This window comes from Pseudovibrio ascidiaceicola, assembly GCF_900114245.1.
Lineage (GTDB): Bacteria > Pseudomonadota > Alphaproteobacteria > Rhizobiales > Stappiaceae > Pseudovibrio > Pseudovibrio ascidiaceicola.
This window is the reverse complement of the sequence record NZ_FOSK01000009.1, coordinates 96,645-122,779: the sequence shown is the minus strand read 5'-3', so window position 1 is coordinate 122,779 and position 26,135 is coordinate 96,645. Positions and strand designations below refer to the sequence as shown.

General features: G+C 50.6%; 24 protein-coding genes. 11 read left to right on the top strand and 13 right to left on the bottom strand.

Annotated elements, in window-relative coordinates:
* Positions 1-4 precede the first annotated feature (4 nt).
* Positions 5-988 carry an HlyD family secretion protein gene (locus BM231_RS17460; RefSeq protein ID WP_208860464.1) on the bottom strand — a complete coding sequence of 328 codons (984 nt, stop codon included), beginning with the start codon at positions 986-988 and terminating at the stop codon, positions 5-7.
* A 359-nt stretch (positions 989-1,347) separates the two neighbouring features.
* On the opposite strand from BM231_RS17460, the gene BM231_RS17455 reads away from it, so the two are divergent.
* The 6 genes from BM231_RS17455 (at position 1,348) to BM231_RS17430 (ending at position 6,168) form a co-directional block, all read left to right on the top strand.
* Positions 1,348-1,860 (top strand): hypothetical protein, encoded by a 513-nt coding sequence (locus BM231_RS17455; RefSeq protein ID WP_093521313.1) that lies wholly within the window; start codon positions 1,348-1,350, stop codon positions 1,858-1,860.
* Between the two features lie 224 nt (positions 1,861-2,084).
* Positions 2,085-4,289 carry a phosphoribosylformylglycinamidine synthase subunit PurL gene (gene purL, locus BM231_RS17450; protein WP_093521552.1) on the top strand — a complete coding sequence of 735 codons (2,205 nt, stop codon included), beginning with the start codon at positions 2,085-2,087 and terminating at the stop codon, positions 4,287-4,289.
* Between the two features lie 114 nt (positions 4,290-4,403).
* The gene (locus BM231_RS17445) at positions 4,404-4,637 is read left to right on the top strand and encodes a BolA family protein (protein WP_057462580.1); all 234 of its coding nucleotides are present in this window, start codon (positions 4,404-4,406) and stop codon (positions 4,635-4,637) included.
* A gap of 130 nt (positions 4,638-4,767) precedes the next feature.
* Positions 4,768-5,103, top strand: a complete 336-nt coding sequence (gene grxD / locus BM231_RS17440; RefSeq protein ID WP_093521311.1) for a Grx4 family monothiol glutaredoxin — start codon at positions 4,768-4,770, stop codon at positions 5,101-5,103.
* 117 nt (positions 5,104-5,220) lie between these two features.
* Positions 5,221-5,883: an HAD family hydrolase gene (locus BM231_RS17435; protein ID WP_093521309.1), complete on the top strand. Its 663-nt coding sequence runs from the start codon at positions 5,221-5,223 to the stop codon at positions 5,881-5,883.
* A gap of 93 nt (positions 5,884-5,976) precedes the next feature.
* Positions 5,977-6,168, top strand: a complete 192-nt coding sequence (locus tag BM231_RS17430; protein WP_093521307.1) for a hypothetical protein — start codon at positions 5,977-5,979, stop codon at positions 6,166-6,168.
* A gap of 120 nt (positions 6,169-6,288) precedes the next feature.
* On the opposite strand, the gene BM231_RS27080 is transcribed toward BM231_RS17430, so the two are convergent.
* The 7 genes from BM231_RS27080 to BM231_RS17400 form a co-directional block, all read right to left on the bottom strand.
* A complete protein-coding gene (locus BM231_RS27080) occupies positions 6,289-6,453 on the bottom strand; it encodes a hypothetical protein (protein ID WP_167550311.1) in 165 nt (54 codons plus the stop codon).
* A 269-nt stretch (positions 6,454-6,722) separates the two neighbouring features.
* On the bottom strand, positions 6,723-7,220 hold the full coding sequence (locus BM231_RS17425) for a hypothetical protein (protein WP_093521306.1): 498 nt from the start codon (positions 7,218-7,220) through the stop codon (positions 6,723-6,725).
* Between the two features lie 84 nt (positions 7,221-7,304).
* Positions 7,305-8,270: a tRNA 2-thiocytidine(32) synthetase TtcA gene (gene ttcA / locus BM231_RS17420; RefSeq protein ID WP_093521305.1), complete on the bottom strand. Its 966-nt coding sequence runs from the start codon at positions 8,268-8,270 to the stop codon at positions 7,305-7,307.
* A 131-nt stretch (positions 8,271-8,401) separates the two neighbouring features.
* On the bottom strand, positions 8,402-9,019 hold the full coding sequence (rpsD, locus tag BM231_RS17415; RefSeq protein ID WP_057462588.1) for a 30S ribosomal protein S4: 618 nt from the start codon (positions 9,017-9,019) through the stop codon (positions 8,402-8,404).
* Positions 9,020-9,257: 238 nt separating this feature from the next.
* Positions 9,258-10,703 carry an alanine/glycine:cation symporter family protein gene (locus tag BM231_RS17410; protein ID WP_193758333.1) on the bottom strand — a complete coding sequence of 482 codons (1,446 nt, stop codon included), beginning with the start codon at positions 10,701-10,703 and terminating at the stop codon, positions 9,258-9,260.
* A 151-nt stretch (positions 10,704-10,854) separates the two neighbouring features.
* Positions 10,855-11,592, bottom strand: coding sequence for a glutamate racemase (murI, locus tag BM231_RS17405; RefSeq protein ID WP_425287819.1), 738 nt, complete (start codon positions 11,590-11,592; stop codon positions 10,855-10,857).
* 35 nt (positions 11,593-11,627) lie between these two features.
* Complete coding sequence (locus tag BM231_RS17400; protein ID WP_063292767.1) at positions 11,628-12,398, bottom strand: RNA methyltransferase; 771 nt, start codon at positions 12,396-12,398, stop codon at positions 11,628-11,630.
* 285 nt (positions 12,399-12,683) lie between these two features.
* On the opposite strand from BM231_RS17400, the gene BM231_RS17395 reads away from it, so the two are divergent.
* Positions 12,684-13,268: an HdeD family acid-resistance protein gene (locus BM231_RS17395; protein ID WP_167550310.1), complete on the top strand. Its 585-nt coding sequence runs from the start codon at positions 12,684-12,686 to the stop codon at positions 13,266-13,268.
* 93 nt (positions 13,269-13,361) lie between these two features.
* Here BM231_RS17395 and BM231_RS17390 read toward each other — a convergent pair whose 3' ends face one another.
* The gene (locus BM231_RS17390; RefSeq protein WP_063312171.1) at positions 13,362-13,952 is read right to left on the bottom strand and encodes a DUF2585 domain-containing protein; all 591 of its coding nucleotides are present in this window, start codon (positions 13,950-13,952) and stop codon (positions 13,362-13,364) included.
* Positions 13,953-14,178: 226 nt separating this feature from the next.
* Positions 14,179-15,441 (bottom strand): beta-ketoacyl-ACP synthase II, encoded by a 1,263-nt coding sequence (gene fabF / locus BM231_RS17385; RefSeq protein WP_093521303.1) that lies wholly within the window; start codon positions 15,439-15,441, stop codon positions 14,179-14,181.
* Between the two features lie 459 nt (positions 15,442-15,900).
* Here fabF and BM231_RS17380 point away from each other — a divergent pair, with 459 nt between their 5' ends.
* From BM231_RS17380 to BM231_RS17370, 3 genes are all read left to right on the top strand, one after another.
* Positions 15,901-17,118, top strand: a complete 1,218-nt coding sequence (locus BM231_RS17380; RefSeq protein WP_093521302.1) for an NADP-dependent isocitrate dehydrogenase — start codon at positions 15,901-15,903, stop codon at positions 17,116-17,118.
* Positions 17,119-17,298: 180 nt separating this feature from the next.
* Complete coding sequence (locus BM231_RS17375) at positions 17,299-18,420, top strand: hypothetical protein (RefSeq protein ID WP_093521301.1); 1,122 nt, start codon at positions 17,299-17,301, stop codon at positions 18,418-18,420.
* A 213-nt stretch (positions 18,421-18,633) separates the two neighbouring features.
* Complete coding sequence (locus tag BM231_RS17370) at positions 18,634-19,614, top strand: glycerophosphodiester phosphodiesterase family protein (RefSeq protein WP_093521300.1); 981 nt, start codon at positions 18,634-18,636, stop codon at positions 19,612-19,614.
* Here the strand turns inward: BM231_RS17370 and BM231_RS17365 are convergent.
* The 3 genes from BM231_RS17365 to recA all read right to left on the bottom strand — a co-directional run bounded on the left by BM231_RS17365 (position 19,604) and on the right by recA (position 24,885).
* Positions 19,604-20,779: a cyclic nucleotide-gated ion channel gene (locus BM231_RS17365; RefSeq protein WP_093521299.1), complete on the bottom strand. Its 1,176-nt coding sequence runs from the start codon at positions 20,777-20,779 to the stop codon at positions 19,604-19,606. The genes BM231_RS17370 and BM231_RS17365 overlap by 11 nt on opposite strands.
* Before the next feature lie 190 nt (positions 20,780-20,969).
* Complete coding sequence (gene alaS, locus BM231_RS17360) at positions 20,970-23,630, bottom strand: alanine--tRNA ligase (protein WP_093521297.1); 2,661 nt, start codon at positions 23,628-23,630, stop codon at positions 20,970-20,972.
* Positions 23,631-23,820: 190 nt separating this feature from the next.
* A complete protein-coding gene (gene recA, locus BM231_RS17355) occupies positions 23,821-24,885 on the bottom strand; it encodes a recombinase RecA (RefSeq protein ID WP_093521295.1) in 1,065 nt (354 codons plus the stop codon).
* Between the two features lie 304 nt (positions 24,886-25,189).
* On the opposite strand from recA, the gene BM231_RS17350 reads away from it, so the two are divergent.
* Positions 25,190-26,113 (top strand): carbohydrate kinase family protein, encoded by a 924-nt coding sequence (locus BM231_RS17350; RefSeq protein ID WP_093521293.1) that lies wholly within the window; start codon positions 25,190-25,192, stop codon positions 26,111-26,113.
* Positions 26,114-26,135: the final 22 nt, after the last annotated feature.

Below are 26,135 nucleotides of genomic sequence, written 5' to 3'. Positions count from 1 at the left end.
CTCCTTAATGCACAAGGAAGATGCGCGCATCTCCCCCATGCATCGGTATGTGATCTTTCAAGAACTCTCCCATATCTATCTCAACGGGAAACCGCTGCGAGAGCCTTATCCAGTCCGTAGTCAGAGAGATGTAGGGCAGCACCCGCGGGTTCTCATCCATGCGTGAAACACCTCGTCCGATGGACCTCACCGTACCCTTGTGGATGCGATAAGGATCGCTGGAAACCTGGAAATAGACTGTCTGCCCAGGCTTCAGCCTTGCCGCATGCCGCTCGATAAGATTTGCGACGATCCGCCAATTACTGTTTGTGATGAGCGCCAATTGAGGCACACCTTGCAGCACATAGTTTCCCGGATTAACTGAATACTCACTGACGACCCCATCAACCGGAGACAAAAGCGAGGACTTGCGAAGGTTATATTGCGCCAGAGCAGTAGCAGACTTTGTTGCGTCATAGGTGGACCGCATCACTTCAACCTGATGCGTTGCCGCACGTAGCATATCTCTGGCAGAATCTGTTTCCGCGTTCGCTTCTTCCAGTGAGAGCGTGATGTTGTCCAAACGCTGCTGGGTCACAAAACCGTTGTCTGTCAGCTCCTCAAAACGCTGTTGTTGTGCAGATAGGTTTGCAACTTTCGCAACAGCAGCAGTCACAGACGCCTCGGAAACCTGAACTTCTGCTTCAGAGCGACGAAGGTTTGCAAGAGCGGTTGATTCATCAGCGCGGGCTTGCTGAACCGCCAGCGCAAAGGGTTCTGGGTCAATCTGCATAAGCAGCTCCCCTGCGCCCACTTTCTGGTTCCGATCAACAGGAACTTCAGTAACAAAACCGGAAATTTCGGGAGATACCAAAACCACATCAGCTGAGACATAAGCATCAGCGGTGTAAGTGAAGAAGTAATCTATGATCATATAAGCGCCGATCAAGGCGCATGCGCCTAAAATCACCTTGATCGGACCACTTATATGATAAATGCCTCGAGGCACCCTTTATCTCCGCTCACCTGATACTACGCAAAACATAAGTATCGGCGAATTCTTGTTAGACAAACCAGTTCTAAACACCGGCAAAAGGCACCCATTAGGAGGCACGAGAAAGCATCGCAAATGAGGGTTTTAAAATCGTGAAAACCATCCCTCTAAATTCAAAGTAAGTAGTAAATACAATAATTTAACGAAGATTTCTGAAGCGTAAAATTTTCACAGGCTCTCCTTGCATAACGCGAAACACAAACCTAACCAGTTCAAAAGGAGTTCGTTGAAAGACGTTCTTAAGATGTGGTTGCATCGCGAAAACACATAGGCTTGGCCAAATTGCCGGGCAAACCTGTAAAGGACTATCTGTGATGCTCCCCCTCGCGAAAAGAACTGTCGTCCTCGGAACCGTTTTCGCCACCGCGTTTGCAGCCACAGCGCTCAGCGCCAACGCAGCACAGGTTAATGCACGAGCCGCAAGCTTCTCTCACACAGGTCAACTGGCTACCTTTGGCCTGTACAACAACGCAATTGTAACAGATCAGCTCAATCTGAAACGCATCAACGCTGATTATATCTTCTTAAGCGACAACTCAGAGGATCCTTTCGATTATGTGTCCGGCAGTTGTTTCGGAGGAGCTGTTGTCAAAAACATGCAGGTCCAGGGCGGAGGTGTCTGCAGTTTGAAAGATAAGAACGGAACGCCCTTTGCACTCAGTTATGAGATCACAACTGTCAAGAATGGAACCTACTCAGGAAACTGGGCAATCCTCGGTGGTGACCAAAAATGGGACACAGCCAAAGGCAGTGGCACTTGGAGCAGAATGGCCCTGCCCAACAAGTCCATGTCAGTCACCACACTTCAGGGCGAAGTCACCTTCTGATGACCAGAAAGTAATCAATCAAGGGTGAAAAATTTTTCAGCCAATTCAAGAAATTACAGCCCACCTAAATTCCGGCAAGACGACTTGACGTCAAGCTGCAAAAAACCATGCCTTGGCAGCAAAAAAACCAAAAAAGCGGTGTCTACAGTTTCCATTTCCCTATGAATCCTGTTAAGCAGCCCGTGACATTTGGCCCCGGCGCACTGCGCCCAAATTTTCTGAGTGTGATGATCCAAAATAGCGTCAAGATCACCCCCGAACTCATTGAGGCCCACGGTCTTAAGGAAGATGAATATGCTCGCATCCTGGAGCTGATTGGCAGAGAGCCAACCTTCACCGAGCTTGGAATTTTCTCCGCAATGTGGAACGAACATTGCTCTTACAAATCATCCAAGAAATGGTTGAAGACACTCCCGACCACCGGACCTCGTGTTATTCAAGGACCGGGCGAAAACGCGGGCGTTGTTGACATCGATGATGGGCAGGCAGTCGTCTTTAAGATGGAAAGCCACAACCACCCATCCTACATCGAGCCATATCAGGGCGCGGCAACTGGCGTTGGTGGTATTCTGCGCGACGTGTTCACCATGGGTGCACGTCCGGTCGCAGCCATGAATGCCCTGCGCTTCGGTGAACCAGATCATCCACGTACCCGCCACCTCGTTTCAGGCGTTGTGTCTGGTGTAGGTGGATACGGCAACTCCTTCGGTGTCCCGACAGTGGGCGGTGAAGTTGAGTTCCACAAATCCTACAACGGAAACTGTCTGGTCAATGCATTCGCAGCTGGCCTTGCCGATTCCGACAAGATCTTCCTGTCTGAAGCAAAAGGTGTAGGCCTCCCGGTCGTGTACCTTGGTGCAAAGACAGGGCGCGACGGTGTCGGCGGCGCCACAATGGCATCCGCTGAGTTCGACGATTCCATCGACGAGAAGCGTCCAACCGTTCAGGTCGGTGATCCATTCACTGAAAAGTGCTTGATGGAAGCTTGCCTTGAGCTGATGAAGACCGGCGCGGTCATCGCTATTCAGGATATGGGCGCTGCTGGCCTCACCTGCTCCGCTGTAGAGATGGGCGCGAAAGGCAACCTCGGCATCGATCTGGACCTCGACAAAGTCCCTGCCCGCGAAGAAAACATGACTGCCTACGAGATGATGCTCTCTGAAAGCCAGGAGCGCATGCTCATGGTTCTTGAGCCATCCAAGGAAAAAGAAGCCGAAGCCATCTTCACCAAGTGGGGACTGGACTTCGCAATCTGTGGCGTCACAACAGACACCCTGCGCTTTGTAGTGAAGCAGCACGGTGAAGTCATGGCCGACCTGCCAATTAAAGAACTTGGTGACGAGGCTCCTGAATATGATCGTCCATGGACACAGTGGGCTGAGCCAGAAGAAATTGCGGCAGCCAATGTTGAAGAGCCAGCAGACTACAAAGAAGCCCTGCTGAAGCTTATCGGCGGCGCTAACGGATCATCCCGTCGCTGGGTCTACGAGCAATACGACACCCTCATTCAGGGCAACTCAGCAGCAACTCCGGGCGGAGATGCCGGTGTAATCCGCGTAGATGGCACCGATAAAGGCCTCGCTTTCTCTGTGGATGTGAACCCGCGCTATTGCTATGCAAATCCTTATGAGGGCGGCAAACAGGCCGTTGCTGAAACCTACCGCAACCTGTCCGCAGTCGGCTCCCTTCCGCTGGCAATCACTGATAACCTGAACTTCGGCAATCCTGAGAAGCCAGAGATCATGGGCCAGTTTGTTGGCTGCCTGAAGGGCATTGGTGAAGCATGCGAAGTGCTGGAAACCCCAATCGTCTCCGGTAACGTGTCTTTGTACAACGAAACCTACGGCGAAGGCATTCTGCCAACACCTGCAATCGGCGGCGTTGGCTTGCTGAAAGACGTAACCAAACGTGTCGGCAGCGCATTTGTTAGCACTGGCGAAACCATCGTTGTTCTGGGCGGCAAAGGCAAACACCTTGGCTCCTCTCAGTATCTGCAGGAAGTTCTGGGCAGCGATGAAGGCGCCCCTCCTCCGGTAGATCTGGAAGTTGAGAAGCTCACAGGTACGTTCGTACGTGAAGCAATCACCGAAGGCCGTATCACAGCAGCTCATGACATCTCATCTGGCGGTCTTGCTGTTGCACTTGCTGAAATGGCAATCAAAGGCAAGCTCGGCGCTGATGTAAAAATCACTGGCGAACATCCTCATGCCATTCTGTTTGGTGAAGATCAAAGTCGCTATGTTGTGACTGTGGCAGAGGAAAAGCTCGCTGCCTTCTTGGAAGATGCGATCGACGCTGGTATCAGCACGGAAGAAATCGGTAAGACAGGGGGTGATACTCTTGTTCTTGGTGATAAAATCAGTGCATCAGTTGAAGAGCTGAATAATGCTTTCGAGGGATGGTTCCCGCATTTTATGCAGGCGAGCTGATACTCGTCCACCGAACTGCTAAACTGAGTTCTAAATAAGATTCGCTTCCCTCTTCATTTATGGTGAGGGAAGCAGCCAAACAGAAGCAACCCAGTCGGGCAAGGAGGCACACCCATGGCCATGGACGCAGGCGAACTACAAAACCTTATCAAAGAGGCTTTGCCAGACGCACACGTGGAAATCAGAGATCTGGCAGGTGACGGCGACCACTACGCTGCTGTCGTTATCTCGGAGAGTTTCCGCGGCAAATCTCGCGTACAGCAGCACCAGTTGGTGTATCAGGCTCTTAAGGGTAAAATGGGCGACGATTTGCACGCATTGGCGTTGCAGACCTCCGCTCCGGAATAACAAAACTAAGGCAGTGCGACCTTTTTCTTGCATTATCCCTGCAAGTTCCCATGTGAGTGCCGCACTACGAACAATATACAATCACGGTCACCGGGCTTTGACCCCGGTCGAGCGAAAGGAACTCGACGAAATGAGCGATATCCAAAGCTGGATCAAACACGAAGTAGAAAACAACGATGTAGTGCTCTTCATGAAAGGCACTCCAAACTTCCCACAGTGCGGCTTCTCCGGCCAGTCTGTGCAGATTTTGGATTACATTGGCGTAAAATACGTCGGTCATAACGTTCTGGAAGACGATAGCCTCCGTCAGGGCATCAAAGATTACAGCCAGTGGCCAACAATCCCACAGCTCTACGTCAAAGGCGAGTTCGTTGGTGGCTGTGATATTATCCGTGAAATGTTCCAGTCTCAGGAACTTCAGGCTCTGTTCTCAGAAAAAGGCATCGAGATCGCACCAGCTGCGTAAGTCTCTGCTGAGCATAAAATTTATAAAACGGGCCTTCCCACGAGGGCCCGTTTTTTGTTGTCATACTGTTGGAAATCACTAGTGTTAACTGCACTTTTTTCAACAAACAGGCACCATATGTTCAAGACCATTGTTTTCGATCTGGACGGCACCATTTGCCATCACAAAGCGTCTTACCCTAAGATGTTCTTTGAGATTTTTGGTGAGCAGTTCAACAAGCACAGCGACACTTGGCTGCGTCATATGCTGCACAATGGCGAGCACACTGGCGTGGAGGCTGTGCAATCCTGTTTCCCAAACATGAAACCGAGCGACCAGAAACACGCTCTGGCAACGTTCACCGAAAGATGGGCTGAGGCTCAAGCACCGTTCACCGGCATCTTTGAAGCAATGTCTCTTCTGAAAGATAATTTTGGCTGTCAGATCGGGGTTATGACCAACGGCCCCTCAAATTTCCAATGGGCCGTCATGAACAAGCTTGGAATTTTGGATCACGTCGACTTTGCTTACGCCAGTGGTGATACCTTCCCGGCGGAGTGCAAACCAAGTGTGTCCCTTCTTCGCAAACTTGAAAACAAGCACGATTTTGTCGCAGAAACAGCTCTGTTCATTGGCGATAATCTGGAAAAAGACATCATGCCCGCCCGAGAGGCAGGTTGGAGTGCCCTCCATGTCGCTCCCCACGAGCAAAAAACAAATGCACTGCCCCTGATGAGCTTCACAGAAGCAACGGCACAAGCAGAGTGCTTAAAGGTTAACTGGAGCAGCCTGACAGCTTAACCATCCTGAACACTAAATGAACACGCCTCTCAGAGCACTCTCACATTCCCCCTGCTAAAACCGTCTCATCAACAGTTCATCGGGGGATGAGAAATGCAAGTTTATCTGAGAGTTTTGCTCCTTGGCATAATCACAGGCACCACGATGGGTGCAGTCGCCGCTGGCATTACGCCAACCACGAATGAAGGGCTGGCTCGCTACGAGTGCAACCACATAACCGTTTTTCAAAAGCCGTCTCTACTGAACGGCCCTGACGCCTGTAAGTACTATGGGGGGATGAAGTGAGAACTCAGCTGCACTCATACTGATGCGTCAGTACGGTGACTGTACCATCTCTAAGATTGAAGCGATCGGTTTGTTTGCTACAGCTATCGCACAATGGAATAATTTGAGGACGGCTGCCGCTTAGCCATCTGACATCTGTGCCTTGGGTGGGTTTTTGATGGCAATCTGCATTGCTGCAATAAGACGGCCAGTCACGTTTGGAATGCCTGATCCAGTGCAGCTTCCAGGAACCGCATTGACAAGACTCAGAAGCAGGATTTCTCCGCTTTCGCCATCCAATGCCATTCAGACCTTCAATCACCATATTCATAGTTACCTCCAATGCCTTTCGTGGAAAATTCACATCGAGAAACTAAAAAAATATCGCCACGTTAATCCGAGGCCTGACCAATGAAAAATCTGTCTTAATTCGACTTTAGTTACAGGATCTGGATACAATCTTTATTGAATAGGTAAAATCGCGTAGTTTTCGCAATTATTTCTCATAGTTTACGTATTTTTATTACCTAACAAGAAATTAAAATACTGCAGTGAAACTCCAGCAACGCTGGAGATTAAACATTATTGATACGGCGATACTGATTGATTTGCTCTGCCATTTCATCTGGAGATTGTTTGTAGGTGCCTGGTAATACCCCATCAACACCCAAACCACGCACGGCTTGAGCATAGGGAAACTTCCGTTTTCCTTTCAAATCCAGCACAACCCGCTTGGCCAGCTTGATACCCATAAAGCTGAGTTGCTTTACATCCACACGTTCAATCTCATTCCAGGCCAGTTTGCGCTTGATGAGAGCACGATGATACACAATCCCATCTTTTCCAATCTCTGCATAATTGAGTGAGGGAAGATAAAAGATGCAAGCAACACCAAGCGCGATCGTGATGCCAATCAGAAAGAACGTGGTGATGCTTATGCCAAACACCTCCTCAAGCAACGGAGAGAGATCTGCAAACCCTCGCAATTGCGAGAACACTACAAACATCAGTGCAGTAAAGATGTTCTGCAGAACTATGGCCGTATTGCGTGCCCGAAATCGAAGTGGTGTCATATCTCTATCCAATGCAGCCGATCAATCTATCGAGAGAAAGCAAAAAACCGCTCCATCACCGAATGCAGCGGTAAAGTCAGTTGCCTAAAACTCATTACCAAACAATTTCTCAGTCATCGCATCAGCAGCGGCACAAGGTTCCTGATCACTCTCTCCCTGCTCACCCGTATTGGGGCGCAGGCCTACAAAGTCAAACGCCTGTGCATCATGTAAGTGAGATGGACGCACATGCGCCAGAGCACGAGCCATAATGCCCAGCCGACCCGGCGTCTCCTTCTCCCACTGTTGCAGCATCTTCTTCACTTGAACACGCTGCAAGCCATCCTGCGAGCCGCACAGGTTGCAAGGAATGATTGGGAAGTCCATTGCCTTGGAGAACTTCTCGATATCCACTTCAGAGGAGTTCATCAGCGGACGCAGCACCATCAGGTCACCTTCGTCATTCACCAGCTTTGGCGGCATGGAGGCCATACGTCCACCAAAGAACATATTCATCATGAAGGTTTCCAAAGCATCGTCCCGGTGATGCCCCAGCACAATCGCCTCACAACCAAGTTCGCGCGCAGTGCGATAAAGAATACCGCGGCGCAGGCGAGAACACAGAGAACAATAAGTAGACGTTTCAGGCAGCTTGTCGGTCACAATGCCGTAGGTGTTCTCACGCACAATCTTGTTAGGGATTTGGTAGCGCTCAAAGAACTCAGGCAGAATGTGCTGCGGAAAATCTGGCTGGGATTGATCAAGGTTGCAGGCGATCAGGTCAACAGGAAGAAGACCGCGCCACTTCAGATCCATCAGAACAGCAAGCAAAGTGTAGCTGTCTTTACCGCCAGAAAGGCAGATAAGCCATTTGGTTTTCTCCGGGCTCGCCCCATCCGGAACCATCTTATAGTCAGAAATTGCCTGACGAGTTTCACGCAGCAAACGTTTACGCAGTTTTTTGAACTCAACCGAACTTGGCACCTCACGGAAAAGTGGATGACACTCTGAATCGAAACTCTTGTCCTCAGCGGCTGTATCAGCGGCGTGTTCTGCGCTTAACTGGCTCATGGCGTTATCTTATCTTCACTCGTTCTCAATCAAAAATGGCGAATGCACTATGCTGCGGGAGGAATAGCACCACCAAAAGAAAAGGGCCACCCAAAGGGCAGCCCAAATCAAATCCTTCAGGATCAAACCTATTAGCGGGAATAGAATTCCACAACCAGGTTTGGTTCCATCTGAACTGGGTAAGGCACGTCGCCAAAAGCAGGAACACGAGCAAATGTCGCGGTCAGCTTGTTGGTGTCAACGTCAAGGTAGTCAGGAACGTCGCGCTCAGCGGACTGTACTGCTTCCAGTACGATTGCCAGCTGCTTGGACTTTTCACGAACTTCAATAACGTCACCAGGCTTACACATGTAAGAACCGATGTTTACGCGGCGACCGTTAACGTTCACATGACCGTGGTTGATGAACTGACGAGCAGCAAACACAGTGAGAACGAATTTTGCGCGGTAAACAACTGCGTCAAGACGGCACTCGAGAAGACCGATAAGGTTTTCAGAAGTATCACCGCGCTGACGGGAAGCTTCATCATAAGTCTTACGGAACTGTTTCTCAGAGATGTTGCCGTAGTAGCCTTTCAGCTTCTGCTTAGCGCGCAGCTGCACACCAAAGTCAGAAAGCTTACCCTTACGACGCTGACCGTGCTGGCCTGGGCCATATTCACGACGGTTCGCAGGGCTTTTAGGACGACCCCAGATGTTTTCACCCATCCGACGGTCTAGTTTATACTTGGCGCTCTGGCGCTTAGACATCGCAGTTTCCTTAGCGTTTATCTGTAATTTTAAAGGAAACGCGCCCTCCTTTTCCTTCACAAACCCAAAGGTTCACAAAGATTGACAGCGGTCCTGGCAAATAGCGCATGCCGAACCACACGGGTGCGTAAAATCAAAGCGGCCCCAAAGGAACCGCAATGAACAGCGCATTCCTATTGAAATTACACGCAAGAGTCAACGGAATATGACAGCAAGCAGCTGAGAAATAAGAGCACTATCAATAGCGCTTTTGTGCTTCTTCACCACGCTCTTTGCTCCAAATCGTGGCATCAACCCCATCCGCAAGTTCAGGATGCTCGGCAATGTCAAACATTGGCTCCTTCCCTTCCTTCAGCTGCTTGATGTAATCCTTGGTGATCAAAGTCACTTTTGGTGCCAGAAGCACAATCGCGACCAGATTGATAGTCGCCATCACAGCCATCGCGGCATCTGCTGCATTAAACACAGTGCCGACTGTCTGCAGGGTACCCCAAAACACCATTGCCAACGAGAGAAGACGAAGGATTGTAAGCCCCGGTTTCCAACCGTGCTCCAGATAAATCATGGCATTCTCCGCATAGGAGTAATTTGCCACGATCGAGGTAAATGCAAAGAAAAAGATCGCGATGGCGATGAAGTAGACACCAAAATCACCCACATGCGCTTCTGCGGCTGATTGTGTCAGCGATATACCGGTCACACCTGTTGTTGGGTCGTAGATGCCGGAAAGCAGAATAATCAATGCAGTCGCAGTACAAATCACGATCGTATCGATGAAGACACCCAGCGCCTGCACAAAACCCTGAGAAGCAGGATGATGTGGGTCAGGAACGGCTGATGCGGCAATGTTTGGCGCAGATCCCATTCCAGCTTCATTTGAATAAAGACCACGGCGGACACCGTTCAACAGTGCTGCCATCACACCACCGGATATCCCGCCAACCGCTTCTTCAAGGCCAAAGGCGTGCGCGACAATACTCCACAAAACACCAGGCACTTCTTCGTAGTTCGCAGCCAGAATACCAAATGCAATCACCACATAAGCAATCGCCATAAACGGAACAACAACTTCTGCGAAGTGAGCGATCTTCCTCAGACCACCAAAGATGACCAGCCCAGCGGCCAGAACAAGCACCACGCCTGTGACGATCTCCGGCACATCAAAAGCACTGCTCATAGCATCAGCGATGGAGTTGGACTGCACTGCGGAGAATACGATGCCAAAAGCAAAAATCAAAGCAATTGCAAAGACATGACCAAGCAGCTTGCTCTTCAAGCCTGCCGCCATATAAACCGCTGGACCACCACGAAACTGACCGTCGTCATCTTCGACCTTATAAAGCTGGGCTAACGCACTTTCTGCGTAGGCAGTTGCCATACCAACCAGAGCAACCATCCACATCCAAAAGATTGCTCCCGGCCCGCCCAGCGTCAGCGCGACTGCAACACCGGCGATATTGCCGGTCCCAACTCGTGATGCCAGACTGGTACACAAGGCCTGAAACGGGCTGATCCCATTACGGTCCTCATGCCTCGATTTGAGAAGAACACTGAAACACTGTCCAAAATAACGAAACTGGATAAAGCCCAATCGGAACGTGAAAAACACGCCAACGGCAAGCAAGCCATAAAGCAGCACATAGTTCCAGAGGATGGTATTGGTGTAATCGACGACAGTATTGATAAGATCCAAGGCTTCGACTCCAGCAAATGCGCAGGTTCCGACTGGGTATCAAAACAAATTCAAGATCCGCCTAGAACAACCAATTAAATAAGAGAGGATTTGAGCCAAGGCGGGCAACACTCCAGCAACCTATACGTTACGAGGGAGAACCTCAGCTGGTCAGGAAAAACAGATCCTCAAACCCGGTCGCTATAGTTTCCGGCTCCACGACCTGAACCAGCCGTTTGGCAATCGCAGGCGCAGGATCAATCCACGTCACCGGCCATGGAGCTACCTGCTCCATTTCTTCCTGCAAAAAAGGATAGTGCGTGCATCCAAGTACGATACAGTCGGTACGCTGACCGTCTTTCTCGACAAAGCAAGGAACAATTTCCTGCAGCAAGCGATCAAGATCTACGACGCGACCTGCCAGCTTATCTTCTGCAAGCGCTGCAAGACCGGTTGCCCCAACAAGAGCGATATGGTGCTCAGGCGCAAACTCTATGATCAGGTCCTGCGTGTAGTCACGCTTCACAGTCCCTGGCGTGGCAAGCACTGCAAAAACGCCGCTTTGTGTTTGTGATGCAGCAGGTTTAATTGCAGGGACCGTCCCAACCACAGGAACGCTCATAATCTCTCGCAAGCTCTTGAGCACAAGCGTCGAGGCCGTGTTGCAAGCGATCACAACCGCACTCGGTTGCCACACTTCACTAACGGACACAACCAAGGCGCAGATGTGCTCACGCAGTGCCGCTGCATCCCAGTCGCCATAAGGGAAAGCAGCACGGTCCGCTAGATACAGCAGTGCAGCATCAGGGAGCATTCGCTTGATCTCACGCTGCACAGACAGCCCCCCGACACCACTATCCAACACCAACACACGACCTGACGTATCCGCCTGCATGTGCATTTGTTGAAATGGAATGGCTGGGGAGCCGGTCAGCATCAATCTTTGTCCTTCACGCCATACTTCTCAAAGCAGGAAATCACACCACGCATGATACGCACTTCATTTTCGGTGAGATCTGCTTTCTGAAAGATGTTGCGCAGCCTACGAATTGTTACTGGCTTCTTTTCAATAGGACGGAAGAACCCGCGAGAATCCAGCCCAGCTTCCAGATGCTCAAACATCCGTTGAATGGACTCTTGTGTTGCCAGCTCACCATCATAATCATCCAAGGAGAAAGGCAGTGCACCTGCTGTCGCCACGCGGCGCCATTCATAGGCACATACCAAAACAGCCTGGGCAATATTCAAGGATGCATAAGTCGGATCAACCGGAAGGGTCACAATCTTATTTGCAAGCGCCACTTCGTCATTATTCAGGCCCCAGCGTTCGCGGCCAAACATGTAACCGGATGGGATCCCCCGCACGCCCTGAGCAACGCTCTCAGTCGCAGCTTCATCTGGCCCCACAACAGGTTTTGGAATGTCACGGCTACGCGCGGTCGTCGCAAAAACGAGTTTCAGATCAGCAACAGCTTCTTCAACACTGTCAAAAACCCGTGCTGCATCAATAACGTGATGTGCTCGGCTGGAAGCTGAGCGTGCTTTTTCACTCGGCCAACCGTCGCGTGGGTTGATCAGGCGCAGGTCGTGCAGACCAAAATTGGCCATAGCACGAGCAACCATACCGATGTTTTCGCCAAGTTGAGGCTCACAGAGAACGACAACAGGAGGAATGGCATTGTTTGTTTCAGGAGTGCTTTCAGACATGCGGATCCTCTAGCCGATCACACTGGAAATTACCAGAGCCGTTTTACCACTCAGCAGACACAAACTCCTATCAGAAACAGCCTGCCGTTTTCCCTCGGCGACAAGTCACCACCTGCACCTCAGTCACATGATATGGCGTAGGAACTCTGACCAATCACCTAAAGAGGGTAAAATTCGGCGAATTCAATCAAGAGTAAAGCTGTGTTTTGCTGTTACCTAGAGTGTTAGCCATTTCAATGCAGCCTCTGAATGGCATGACCCTCTATGAAGGAGACCCCGACGACAATGTCTGGACAAGAACCCAACGCAGGTGGCACCCCGCCTACAAATGTCCCGGACCTCACGCAGTTAGTGCGTGACAACTGGTTGAAGTTTCTGGTGCTCGGAGTACTGATGGTGATTGGTGGTACGATTGTGTTGGTCATACCATACGCGTCCTCCATCGCAGTAGCACTGGTAATTGGATTGGTTCTGATAGTCGTCGGGGTTCTTCAACTCTGGCACGCCATGCAGGTGAAGGAATGGGGAGGCTTCCTCGGACAATCGCTGATAGGCATCATCGCGCTGGTTGGCGGGGTCGCAATCTATTATAACCCCGTCGCCGGAACAGAAGCACTGACACTTGTGCTCTCCGCTGTCTTCATTGCGCAAGGCATTGCGCAGGCGTTGTTCTCATTCCGCTTGCGACCTCACACCAGTTGGGGCTGGATTCTGGCCTCTGGTGTCATAGCAATCGCAGCCGGCTTGATGATCCTGCTCGACTTCCCTGCCTCCACTGCTTGGGCGCTTGGCCTTGTGGCAGGCATTTCCATCATGTTCAACGGTTGGAGTTATGTGGCCATTGCATTGGCTGCACACAAAAAAGCGTAGTGCGCTTTGATTTGGAACTTCATCGAAAGAGTCAGCTTAGAAGTCCAACGTGCCGCGCAATCAAAAAATGAGCGCGGCACAATCTTGTTGTAATCAGTAAGCCTGCATCTGCCATTCTTTGATGGCATCCAACGGGTAAACCAGCATGATCACATTGAGTGTGAGGTTATCCCTGATGATCGCCCCAACAATCAATTCCATGGCAAGGATAAGCACAACAGTCAGCCAAACCGGCAATCGTGAAGCAAGCCAGAAACCGAAAATCATCCAGATAATATCAAAGACGGAGTTCAGAACACTGTCGCCAAAGTAATCCAGGGCGATGGTCGCTTCACGGTAACGATTGATGATGTAGCTGGAGTTCTCGACAAGCTCCCAGGTCGCCTCAACAATAACCGACAGAACCAACCGAAAGCCCATAGGCCAACCTGCACCGCCAGTAAAGAGACGCCCCATCCACCAGAACAAAGCATAAAACAACATGCCGTGGATGATATGAGACGGCGTGTACCAATCAGAGATATGCTGGCTGCTATCAGCGCTATTGGCATTACCCGCCCAGAGCTTGACCACCCCACATTTACAGATTGGTTCCCGCCCCATTGCAAGAAGGATAGCGGCAGTCGCGATCAGCAACAGAATGGTGATTAAAGCATAGTGCTTGTTGTTCAAACGGTTGAGCATCAATCAAACTTTCAAAATGAGCAGGAATTAAAATCATATCTGCGAAGGATGAACAGGACCTTCAAACAAGCCTGCATATATAAGCAACACCTAAATCAATCAACGTAAACTGCTAGAAACGTAAGTTAAATCAGGTCAGTAAAATGCAGCTAAAAGAACAATGTGGCAAAAAGAAAAGGCCCAGAGATCCCCTGAGCCTTTTCCAAAACTATGTTGTTGCCAGCTGTCAGCTCGGCTTTCCGAAGATCAAGGAAGCATTCACCCCGCCAAAACCAAAGCCATTGGACATGACATATTTCAGGTCTTTCTCTTTGGAGGCATTCGCCACCAGATCAAACTGGGAGGCCTCATCATCAGGCTCTTCCAAGTTCAATGTCGGAGGAAGCACGCCTTCCCGCAGCGCCATAATAGAAGCAATTGCCTCAATAGCACCGGCAGCCCCCAAAAGGTGACCCGTCGCAGACTTGGTTGAAGAAACAGCCAGATCCTTCCCACGATCACCAAACACAGCCTGAATACCTGCAATTTCTGCAGCGTCGCCAACTGGCGTCGATGTACTGTGGGCATTGATGTAATCAATATCGTCAGGATTAATCCCTGCCTGCTTCAAGGCCTTGCGCATCGCAGCTTGCCCGCCTGCTCCATCCGGAGGGGATGCCGTCACATGGTGAGCATCAGCTGATGTGCCATAACCCAGAATCTCAGCAAGCGGTGTCGCGCCACGAGCAAGGGCATGGTCAAGCGTCTCGATCACCAACATCGCAGCTCCTTCACCCATGACAAATCCATCACGGTTTTTGTCAAAGGGACGAGAGGCTTTGCTAGGCTCATCATTATACCCGCTCGACAGCGCACGGGCTGCAGAAAAGCCCGCAAACGAGACAGCATCAATACAGGCCTCAGCACCACCAGCAAGGGCGACACTTGCCTCACCACTCTTGATCATGCGCACGGCATCACCAATGGCCTGCACACTGGCAGCACATGCGGTCACAGGCGTTCCCAACGGGCCTTTAAACCCATTGGCAATCGAAACCTGACCTGCTGCAAGGTTTGCCAGAAAGCTCGGCACAATAAACGGTGATAAACGTCGCGGACCTTTGGTCTCCACGGTGCGCGTAGCTCCGGTCATCGCTGGAAAGCCACCAACACCGGATGCGATGATCGTCGCAGTGCTTTCCTTCTCTTCATCCGTTTCAGGATGCCAGCCAGCCTGTTCAACGGCTTCCTGGGCTGCAACCAGAGCATAATGGATAAATAAATCCATCTTCTTCTGGTCTTTAAAAGGAATAGCAACACTGGCATCAAAGCCAAATTCATCTTCATCGATGGTCGGAACCTGTCCTGCCACCTGACAAGCGTGCTCACTTCCATCAAATCTGGTAAGAGCGCGAATACCACTTTCAGAAGCTACCAGTCTCTTCCAAAACGGGTTGATCCCAACACCTAGGGGTGAAACAACCCCCATACCGGTTACAACAATCCGCATCTTCCCTTACTCCTAAGTCAAAGAACGCACCAACCGACTCCTGCGCGCTCTACAAAATGCTCGCGTCCCAATTATGACGCCATCAGGTCGCCAGAGTAATTGGATATGTTTTGAGAGTTAAGAACAAACTGCACAATTGCAACTCATAGTGGATAACATCTTGGGATTGCGGAGTAATCGGTTTTTGCGCCCTAAGCAGAATGTCCGACAATCCACTCGAAAAGGAGAAAGGTACAGCAAGATTATGGACAGCATCTCACACCATGTATGAGAGCAAATACAGTTGAAATTGCAGTTTGTTAGCAAACACCACTTCTGTGCGGCATACGAATTTGGTATTACAAGCCAACCGAGCTAGCATTTCCACTGGCATTAAATTGCGCACATGTGTATACACATGGCAATTCGAGCCGCTTCAGGCTCCATTTTCATGTACCTAAAAACACGAGGTCTACTAATATGGCGAAGATCAAGGTAGCAAATCCAGTCGTCGAGCTCGACGGCGATGAGATGACTCGCATCATTTGGCAGTTCATCAAGGACAAGCTGATCCATCCTTACCTGGACATCGATCTGAAGTACTACGACCTCGGCATTGAGTCCCGCGACGCAACTGACGATCAGATCACCGTTGATGCTGCAAACGCAATCAAAGAACACGGCGTTGGCGTTAAGTGTGCAACCATCACTCCAGATGAAGCACGCGTTGAAGAATTTGACCTGAAGCGTATGTACCGCTCCCCAAATGGCACCATCCGTAACATTCTGGGTGGCGTTATTTTCCGTGAGCCAATCATCATGTCCAACGTTCCACGTCTGGTTCCAGGTTGGACTCAGCCAATCATCGTTGGCCGTCACGCATTTGGTGATCAGTACCGCGCGACTGACTTCAAATTCCCAGGCAAAGGCAAGCTGACTGTTAAGTTCGTTGGCGAAGATGGAACCGAGATCGAACACGAAGTGTTTGATGCACCATCCTCCGGCGTTGCAATGGCAATGTACAACCTGGATGATTCCATCCGCGACTTCGCTCGCGCTTCAATGAACTACGCTCTTGGCCGTAAGGTACCTTGCTACCTCTCCACCAAGAACACCATCCTCAAAGTATACGATGGTCGCTTCAAAGACATCTTCCAGGAAGTCTATGAAGCTGAGTTCAAAGAGAAGTACGAAGCAGAAAAAATCTGGTACGAGCACCGCCTCATCGATGACATGGTTGCTGCATCCATGAAGTGGTCTGGTGGTTACGTTTGGGCTTGTAAGAACTACGACGGCGACGTTCAGTCCGACACTGTTGCACAGGGCTTCGGTTCCCTTGGCCTGATGACTTCCGTTCTGATGTCACCAGACGGACGTACAGTTGAAGCTGAAGCTGCACACGGCACAGTGACCCGTCACTACCGTCAGCACCAAAAGGGTGAAGAGACCTCCACAAACTCCATCGCATCTATCTTTGCATGGACCCGTGGTCTGGCTCACCGCGCGAAACTCGACGACAACGCTGAACTGAAGAAGTTTGCTGAAACTCTTGAGCAGGTATGTATCGACACAGTTGAAAGCGGTCACATGACCAAAGATCTGGCCCTGCTCGTAGGTCCAGACCAGAAGTGGCTCACCACAACTGGCTTCCTCGACAAAGTCGACGAAAACCTCCAGAAAGCTATGGCGACTGCGTAAACGCTGCCAAAGCTCTGATTTACGAAAAGGGTGCCTCTGGGCACCCTTTTTTTTGTGCGAAGCAATTACACAAGCCAGCCAAACCGATTGAAATTCCAGTACTCCCTTTAAATCAAGGGAGTACTGAACAATGCATCCTTCACGAATACGGACCTACCGTAATCAAAAAGGATCCAGACAATGAAACCACAACCCTTACTGTTCCTGCTCGGCGTGGGATTGGCAAACTTGGCTCATGCTCAGGATAATGACGCCATAACCGCCAAGAAAATTGGCCCGTACTTCCAGCTGGAAATACAAACGACAACCCCTTCAGGTGATGAAAAGAACTCAATCTTTGTCATGGACACAGGGTCAACCGGCATCGTTGGCTCTGCTGGATTTTTTATTCCGACTGCTGAAGAGCAAGCCAGCTCCACTTGCTCCACCCTGTCCTACTCCAGTTCAGGGAATACCTATGCTGGATACATTATCAATCGTGATCTCTCGTTTGGAACGCCCGGCAAGGCTCCTACAAAACACCTCAAAAACTTTCCGGTCTTTGCCGCCGTACAGCATTGTCCAAACAGTAAGAACAAGCCCACCTGTTCAAAGACACCCGCACCTACCTGCAATCACAATCCTAAGGTTTTCATGATGGGTGTTGGCTTTGACAGTCCCCACGGCATTTCCCAAGTGGATGCGGAGCAAGCCAATCCTACAAACCCATTCCTAAATCTGATCGACGACAATGGTGCCCCTTTCAAGAACCAGAACTACGCCCTCACAAGCACACACTCAAACAGCAGCAGCATCGATGTCTATCTGGCATCTACTCAAAACCCACTCCCCAATCTGGGCAAAACGCTCACACTTCCACTATCTACGTCACCAGCAAATCCAACGGCTTTGGTTGCACCTGTCCTCCCCTTTGCAATCACGAGCAAGTCCAACGGTAAGGTCGTTTATCCGTCAACTGGTCCTCAACCAGCCCGCATTCTCCCGGATACAGGTATTTCATATGGCATAGTCTCAGTAGCTGAAACCACGCCCCCCTGTTGTACTGCCAGCCCGAACAGTGGACAGATTGAGACGTCAGACTATGAGATGCAGCTTTACGTAAATGAGCAAAGCAAAGAGCCTCTGGTGGTACTAAGCTATGGGAGCAATCAGGCTCTCGGCCACTCAGCCAGATGGTCCTTAGGGCACAAGGATGTTAGTCCGATGCTATTTAACAGCGGCCAGCTGTTTTTTGAGCACTGCAACTACTTCTACTCCCCCGCGGATAAGCAAGTGACCCTAAGCTGCGCTTCAGGAAAATAAGGCTAACAGGGAGCGGAACAGCTGCTCTGACGCTCCCTGACGAACAGACCAATCAGATCTCAACATACATGTGCCTGATTACCGCAAAGTTCCCAAGGACTTCACCGGCACCTCGATGCCGAAATCTTGAGTACGCCAAAACAACGCCTAAGTGAGAACACATTAGGCTTTCAACCTAGGCGGACGGTCTCTGTTTCCAACCCGGCGCCTCTTATGTTTAAAAAGATTGTCCTGCTGCTCCTCCTCATCTTTGCCGGGGTCTACCTCTACAACGCCTCATGGCTTTCAAGCCAACCCTTATCCGGCAAACCCAGGTTCATTGCTCATCGCGGTGTCCACCAAACCTATCATCGCAACGAGCTGACCAATCAGACTTGTACGGCAGAACGCATTGACACGCCTTCTCATTCCTATCTAGAAAACACAATTGCCTCTATGAAAGCCGCGTTTGAAGCTGGCGCAGATATTGTGGAGCTGGATGTACACCCAACAGCAGACAACAAACTCGCCGTCTTTCATGATTGGACACTGGACTGCCGCACCAATGGCCTAGGCATCACCAGATCTCATTCACTTGCAAAGCTCAAAGCACTGGACATCGGCTATGGCTACACTGCAGACGGCGGAAAAACCTATCCATTGAGAGGAACCGGCATAGGTGCCTTACCAGAACTCGAGGAGGTGTTCCGCGCCCTCCCCGGCAAGAAGTTCCTGATCAATTTCAAGGAGAAAGAACTCCGCTCGGCAGAACTCCTTCAAGAGAAACTCAGCAAGCATCCGGAATGGAAGAAGCAAATCTGGGGTGTCTATGGAGCTGCTGCCCCCACCTGGAGCATTGCAGATAGCACCGAGGAAATCGTAGGCTTCGACAAACGCCAAACCAAAGCCTGCCTAAAAACATACGTCGCTCTCGGCTGGAGTGGATACGTTCCACATGATTGCAGAGACACCGTCATTGGTGTTCCCTCAAATTACACATGGGCTGTATGGGGCTGGCCACATAAGTTCCAACAAAGGCTCAAGGAATATGGCAGCGAAGTCATCGCATCGGGCCCATTCAAATCACAGGGCGCAGGTGGCGGCATAGATACAACCGAACAGCTTGCTGCAGTGCCTGATAATTTTGATGGCTACATCTGGACCAATAAGATCGAAGTACTAACACCGTACATCCAGCACCAGACTACGAAGTAAACTCCACATCCGTATGATGGCTCCTGCGCTCATCAATAGCTTCATCAATGATCTTCCTGGCAACAGCCGGCTTGCGATCCATGAAGCGGCGCAGGTCTTCCATCTTGAGCACCATCAGCTGTACCGGTGTCCGCGCTACAGCGCTGGCCGTTCGCTTGCGATGAGCAAACAACGATGCCTCACCAAAGTGCTCTCCCTCACCATGCAATATACGATGATCAGCAAACACTTCTTCCACTTCACCAGACGCAATCAGGTAAAGGCTGTCTCCATCCTCCCCTTTCTCGCAAATGGTCTGCCCAGCAGGCACACTGTGCGAATGTAAAAGCTCAGTCACAGCGGCGATCTCAACTGCAGACAAGCGCTCAAACAACGGAATAGTGGCCACCATTCCCCAGGTGATAACAAAGTCCCTGCTATGGATCTCACGCGCAAACGCGGTGCCAACAATGCCAACCGGCAGCGCAAAAAGGCAGTACCCCATCAACATCACAACACTTGCAATGGTTTTGCCCATGGCAGTGACAGGTACAACATCGCCATAACCAACCGTAGTGAGTGTAGAAAACGCCCACCACAACGCACTTGGAATGGTGCCGAAATGCTCTGGCTGGACAGCGTGTTCAACACTGTAAAGCAGCGTAGCGGCTACAAGAGCAACACCCAGAATCAGCACCAGACTGCCCACAATCGCCCTTTGCTCAGCAACCACAGCAGAAATCAAAGAACGGACAGCAGGCGAATACCGCGCAATCTTCAAGAACCGTAACAAACGCAGAATAACAAGCGACTTCCAACTGATGCTGGCAAAAAACAACGAAAGCCAGAAGGGCAGAACAGCTATAAAATCAACTAATGAGAGCGGCTGTACCGCATAAACTGCCCGCGCTTTGAGTGGGCCGTATTTCCTCAAAGGTGGATGCAGGTCTGAAACCCAGAGCCGCAGCAGATACTCAATGGCAAAGATTGAGCCGGCAACAAAATCCAGCAAAAAAATCTGCCAGACATACGCCTCTCCGATGCTGGGCTCGGTTTCGAGAACAGCAAGCCCCACATTCAAAACGATGAAGACGATAAGAATAGCGTCGATCTGCTTGGCAAGCCGGTTACCGGCACTGCTGCGCTCCAGCAGATTATAAACTTTCAACTTGATGGAGTGTGCCACCAAAGCCCCCAATACAATTCCCGAGCACTTGAAGAAACAGATAAAGCAAACCCAACAGCAACAAACCTCCCTTTTCCCATTTTGCAGGCCCATGCAAACCGTAAAAAGAGGCACCCAGCAAAAGTAACTGGCAAAAAATAAAGGGGAGATTAAATCCCCCCTTTGCAACTCTTAGATCTTTGGTTCGATATTAAAGCGTTTCAAGGTGAGCCTTGATCGCAGCAATCGCCTCATCAGCCTTGCTTGCATCCGGGCCACCAGCCTGCGCCATGTCAGGACGGCCACCGCCACCACGACCACCAAGGGCAGCAGAACCAATGCGAACAAGCTCAACCGCACTGGCCGTCTCACTCACATCCTTGGTCGAGCCAACAACGATCGCAGCCTTACCGTCTTCCGCTTTGCTGATCAGCACAACAACACCAGAACCGATCGCGGTTTTGCCTTCATCCGCAACAGACTTAAGGTCTTTCGGGTTAATGCCTTCAAGAACGCGAGCCATAAGCTTGAATTTACCTGCTTCAGTAACACCAGCATCCCCATCGGAGCTGCCACCGCCCATCGCAAGTTTCTTCTTCGCATCAGTCAGTTCACGCTCCAGCTTCTTGCGCTCATCCAACAAGCTCGCAATGCGAGCAGGAACGTCAGCCGCAGCAACCTTAAGCAGACCAGCAGTCTCGCGCATCAGCGTATCCTGCTCTGCCAGATACTTACGTGCTTCATCACCCGTGAGTGCTTCAATACGGCGAACACCAGCAGCAACAGCACCTTCAGAAACAACGGTCACAAGACCAATGTCGCCAGTACGCTTCACATGCGTACCGCCGCAAAGCTCCACGGAATAAGACTTACCGGCTTTCTCGCCAGTGGTTGCCGTACCCATAGAAACCACACGGACTTCATCGCCATACTTCTCACCGAACAGAGCCATCGCGCCAGCTTCAATCGCCTCATCAACTTCCATCAAAGAAGTCTCAACAGCGCCATTCTGCAGCACAATCTCATTGGCCAGAGCCTCAACACGTATTGTTTCTTCAGCACTGACAGGCTTTGGATGCGAAAAGTCAAAACGCAGACGCTCAGGCGTAACCAAAGAACCCTTCTGAGCAACGTGAGTACCCAGCACTTCACGCAAAGCTTCGTGAACAAGGTGTGTCGCAGAGTGGTTGGACCGAATTGCACTGCGGCGAGAATGGTCAACAACCAACTCAAGCGCGTCATCCACCTTAACTTCACCACTCTCAACACGAACAGCATGGACGAACAGCCCATCAGCTTTTTTCTGCGTGTTGGTCACAGCAAGAGAAACACCATCAGCAACCATGGTGCCACAGTCGCCAACCTGACCACCGGATTCGCCATAAAACGGTGTCTGGTTAAGGATTAAGGATCCCTCTTCACCTTGCTTCAGAGAAGTAACTTCTTCACCATCCTTCACAAGGTTCAGGACGACGCCTTCTGCCTTCTCAGTCTCATAACCGAGGAACTCAGTCGCGCCTGCTTTTTCCTTAATAGAGAACCAGATCGCATCGGTTGCAGCATCACCGGACCCGGACCACGCCGCACGCGCTTCAGCACGCTGGCGCTCCATAGCAGTGTTGAACCCATCGGTATCAACCGCAATCTCACGGCTGCGCAATGCATCCTGTGTCAGATCGAGCGGGAAACCGAAGGTGTCATAAAGCTTAAACGCTGTTTCACCATCAAGCTGATCACCGGAGCCCAGAGAACTGGTTGCATCTTCCAGTAGGCCAAGACCGCGCTCAAGAGTTTTGATGAAACGCTTTTCTTCCAGCTGAACAGTCTCTTCAATGAGCTTTTCTGCACGTGGCAGCTCAGGGAACGCCTGGCCCATTTCACGAACCAGAGTAGGCAGCATCTTGAAGATAACTGGCTCTTGCGCACCCAGAAGGTTTGCATGGCGCATCGCGCGGCGCATGATGCGGCGCAGAACGTAACCACGACCTTCATTGGAAGGCAGAACACCATCAGCAATCAGGAAGGCCATGGACCGCAAGTGATCAGCAATCACCCGGTGGCTCGCCTGCGCTTTGCCAACAGCTTCAACACCAGTGAGATGTTCAGAGCTCGCAATCAGAGCTTTGAAGAGGTCGATCTCGTAGTTGTTATGTACGCCCTGCATAATCGCAGCAAAACGCTCAAGCCCCATGCCCGTATCAATGGACGGACGTGGCAGATCGATACGCTTTTCTGGCAGCTGCTCGTACTGCATGAACACGAGGTTCCAGATCTCAATAAAGCGATCACCATCTTCCTCAGGAGAACCTGGAGGGCCACCCCAGATATGCTCACCATGATCGTAGAAGATCTCAGAGCATGGACCACAAGGACCGGTATCACCCATGGCCCAGAAGTTATCTGAGGTCGGAATGCGGATGATCTTTTCATCAGCAAAACCGGTCAGTTTCTTCCAGATTTTGAAGGCTTCTTCATCCTCGGAATAAACCGTGATCAACAGCTTGTCAGCTGGCAATCCGTATTCTTTGGTGATCAGATTCCACGCCAGCTCAATAGCGTTTTCCTTGAAGTAATCTCCAAAGGAAAAGTTGCCCAGCATTTCAAAAAAGGTGTGGTGACGCGCAGTGTAGCCGACATTGTCCAGATCGTTGTGCTTACCGCCAGCGCGAACACACTTTTGCGAGGATGTTGCACGCACGTAATCCCGTTTTTCCAAACCGGTGAATACGTTCTTGAATGGCACCATACCCGCATTCGTAAACATCAATGTCGGATCATTGCGTGGCACCAGTGGACTGGAAGGAACAACTTCGTGTCCGTTCTTTGCAAAGTAGTCGAGAAAAGCCGACCGAATTTCGTTGACGCCACTCATAGGTCTTGATGTCCGTCTCATTTTCTAGTGGTCAGCTACTTCAACAATCACAGCCGCCAAATTGCAGGGTATGCGCATCAAAAACGATGCAGCAAAAAATTAGTATCTGCCGCGTTTTAGCCATATGCAGCAAATCTGTCCATAAAACCCTACAAAAAAAGAGGCTGGATAAATCCAGCCCCTCTAAACTCTATTGGTTTTCCGCAGCTTTTTCCGGATCATCAATCGCTTCAGCGATCAAACCTGCATTCTGTCGGATAGCAAGTTCAATCTCGTCCGCCAGTTCAGGATTCTCTTTCAGGAAGGTTTTCGAGTTCTCTCGCCCCTGCCCCAGCCGCTGGCTGTTGTAGGAGAACCACGCACCTGACTTCTCAACAATGCCGCCTTTCACACCAAGATCCAGCAATTCCCCCATTTTGGAGATGCCTTCACCGTAGATGATGTCAAATTCAACCTGCTTGAATGGAGGCGCCAGCTTGTTCTTCACCACTTTCACGCGAGTCTGGTTACCAACAATTTCGTCACGATCTTTAATCGCACCGATACGGCGGATATCCAGACGCACAGAAGCATAGAACTTGAGCGCATTACCGCCAGTTGTCGTCTCAGGAGACCCAAACATCACACCGATCTTCATGCGGATCTGGTTGATGAAGATCACCATTGTGTTGGATTTGGAAATGGAAGCAGTCAGCTTGCGCAGTGCCTGGCTCATCAAGCGAGCTTGCAAGCCTGGAAGCGAATCGCCCATCTCACCTTCAAGTTCAGCTTTTGGCGTCAGCGCAGCAACGGAATCGATCACCAACACATCAATCGCACCAGAGCGAACCAGTGTATCGGCGATCTCAAGCGCCTGTTCACCAGCATCCGGCTGCGAGATAAGCAGGTCATCAATGTTCACACCGAGCTTACGTGCATACACCGGGTCCAGCGCATGTTCAGCATCAACAAAGGCGCAAATCCCGCCCCCTTGCTGCGCACAGGCAACTGTGTGCAAAGCCAGTGTGGTTTTACCGGAGCTTTCAGGTCCATAGATCTCAACGATACGCCCTTTTGGAAGTCCGCCGATTCCAAGACCGATATCAAGACTGAGAGAACCAGTCGAAACGCTCTGGATTTCTACGGCCTGCCCCTGGCCCATGCGCATAATGGAGCCTTTACCAAAGGCTCGTTCAATTTGGGAAAGCGCTGCATCCAGTGCTTTATTCTTGTCCATCTGATTGCCCTCAACAAGGCGAAGTGAAGTTTGTGCCATACGTTCTCATCCCTTATTTCACGATGGACGCGCAGTTTCAAAGTCAGTTATTTGTACTCACTTTGTTCCAACTTCGCAATACCTGATAACTAACTAATAAAAATGGATTAATTTCAATGCGTTCTCCTATTGTTCAACATGTAGATAACTTTTCCCGACACCTGTTTGGAGGAATGCATCTGGAATCAAACAGCAAAAGTGCACTTTTTGATACATCACCCACAGTCTGTATTTGCTCGTAGCTTGCTTTGACCAACCACATTGCATATCAACTGTCTTTCGATGTCGGGAGGAAGAATTGGTTATGTCCACTAAACAGGTCGGAGTAATCGGAGCAATCCATCTGGACAGGATTGCCCACGCAGATCGACCATTCAAGCCGGACACCTCAACACCCGGGAAAATTATGTCCCGTGCTGGAGGTGTTGGAGCAAACATTGCACGCGCAATGGCCCGGCTGGGCATGCAACCAACAATGCATGGATGTCTGGGTGACGATGCAGACGGAGCATTCCTCGCAAAAAGTCTGACTGAGTGCGGGATTGATACTTCCAGTATCACCACTGTCACAGATGGGAGAACCGGATCCTATCTGGCGCTTCACAATCCGGATGGCACGTTATTCTCAGCTATTTCGGACAGTGAAATCACAGCCAAGGTAAGTTTCTCAGAAGCAAATCCAATTCCGCAAGCACTGCTGGACTGCGATATCTGGCTCTGCGAAACAAATCTGGAAGAAGCAACGCTTCTCTCACTCGCCGATGCCAAGGAGCATCGCCTTCTCGCAGCGGACACTGTCTCAATTGCGAAGGCGCCCAAACTGCGTTCCCTCCTCTCAAAAATCGACATTCTTTTTACCAACACAGATGAAGCCACAGCTCTGTTGGAGTGCAAACCAGGAGAATTCTCAGCAGAAGAACTAGCTCTAAAGCTGGCATCTGCGGGCATTCCAATTGTTCTGGTCAGCAATTCCAACAAACCACTGGCTCTTCACTGTGCAGGCAGCACAAGCTCGCACACTCCATTTTCTGTTGTTCCCGTGGATGTCACCGGTGCCGGTGATGCCTTCATTGCAGGCTTTCTTTATGCAAGCTGCCTCAATGAAGCCCCGGTTTCAGCAGTAAAAAGCGGCCTTGCTTCTGCATCAATTACAGTGGAAGCGACTGGCGCCGCGCCAGAAACGCTTTCACCCCAATCGCTTAAAGCTCGTTTATTAGAACATGCCTAAGCACCAACAACATACGAAAGAC

What these genes read in the sequence shown, in the direction of transcription:
- BM231_RS17395 (WP_167550310.1), top strand. Translation starts at nt 12,684, where the DNA reads ATGTCTGGACAAGAACCCAACGCAGGTGGCACCCCGCCTACAAATGTC.
- rpsD (WP_057462588.1), bottom strand. Translation starts at nt 9,019, where the DNA reads ATGTCTAAGCGCCAGAGCGCCAAGTATAAACTAGACCGTCGGATGGGT.
- BM231_RS17435 (WP_093521309.1), top strand. Translation starts at nt 5,221, where the DNA reads ATGTTCAAGACCATTGTTTTCGATCTGGACGGCACCATTTGCCATCAC.
- alaS (WP_093521297.1), bottom strand. Translation starts at nt 23,630, where the DNA reads ATGAGTGGCGTCAACGAAATTCGGTCGGCTTTTCTCGACTACTTTGCA.
- murI (WP_425287819.1), bottom strand. Translation starts at nt 11,592, where the DNA reads ATGCACATGCAGGCGGATACGTCAGGTCGTGTGTTGGTGTTGGATAGT.
- BM231_RS17370 (WP_093521300.1), top strand. Translation starts at nt 18,634, where the DNA reads ATGTTTAAAAAGATTGTCCTGCTGCTCCTCCTCATCTTTGCCGGGGTC.
- recA (WP_093521295.1), bottom strand. Translation starts at nt 24,885, where the DNA reads ATGGCACAAACTTCACTTCGCCTTGTTGAGGGCAATCAGATGGACAAG.
- BM231_RS17390 (WP_063312171.1), bottom strand. Translation starts at nt 13,952, where the DNA reads ATGCTCAACCGTTTGAACAACAAGCACTATGCTTTAATCACCATTCTG.
- BM231_RS17375 (WP_093521301.1), top strand. Translation starts at nt 17,299, where the DNA reads ATGAAACCACAACCCTTACTGTTCCTGCTCGGCGTGGGATTGGCAAAC.
- BM231_RS17400 (WP_063292767.1), bottom strand. Translation starts at nt 12,398, where the DNA reads ATGTCTGAAAGCACTCCTGAAACAAACAATGCCATTCCTCCTGTTGTC.
- fabF (WP_093521303.1), bottom strand. Translation starts at nt 15,441, where the DNA reads ATGCGGATTGTTGTAACCGGTATGGGGGTTGTTTCACCCCTAGGTGTT.
- ttcA (WP_093521305.1), bottom strand. Translation starts at nt 8,270, where the DNA reads ATGAGCCAGTTAAGCGCAGAACACGCCGCTGATACAGCCGCTGAGGAC.
- BM231_RS17425 (WP_093521306.1), bottom strand. Translation starts at nt 7,220, where the DNA reads ATGACACCACTTCGATTTCGGGCACGCAATACGGCCATAGTTCTGCAG.
- BM231_RS27080 (WP_167550311.1), bottom strand. Translation starts at nt 6,453, where the DNA reads ATGGCATTGGATGGCGAAAGCGGAGAAATCCTGCTTCTGAGTCTTGTC.
- BM231_RS17430 (WP_093521307.1), top strand. Translation starts at nt 5,977, where the DNA reads ATGCAAGTTTATCTGAGAGTTTTGCTCCTTGGCATAATCACAGGCACC.
- BM231_RS17455 (WP_093521313.1), top strand. Translation starts at nt 1,348, where the DNA reads ATGCTCCCCCTCGCGAAAAGAACTGTCGTCCTCGGAACCGTTTTCGCC.
- BM231_RS17380 (WP_093521302.1), top strand. Translation starts at nt 15,901, where the DNA reads ATGGCGAAGATCAAGGTAGCAAATCCAGTCGTCGAGCTCGACGGCGAT.
- grxD (WP_093521311.1), top strand. Translation starts at nt 4,768, where the DNA reads ATGAGCGATATCCAAAGCTGGATCAAACACGAAGTAGAAAACAACGAT.
- BM231_RS17445 (WP_057462580.1), top strand. Translation starts at nt 4,404, where the DNA reads ATGGCCATGGACGCAGGCGAACTACAAAACCTTATCAAAGAGGCTTTG.
- BM231_RS17350 (WP_093521293.1), top strand. Translation starts at nt 25,190, where the DNA reads ATGTCCACTAAACAGGTCGGAGTAATCGGAGCAATCCATCTGGACAGG.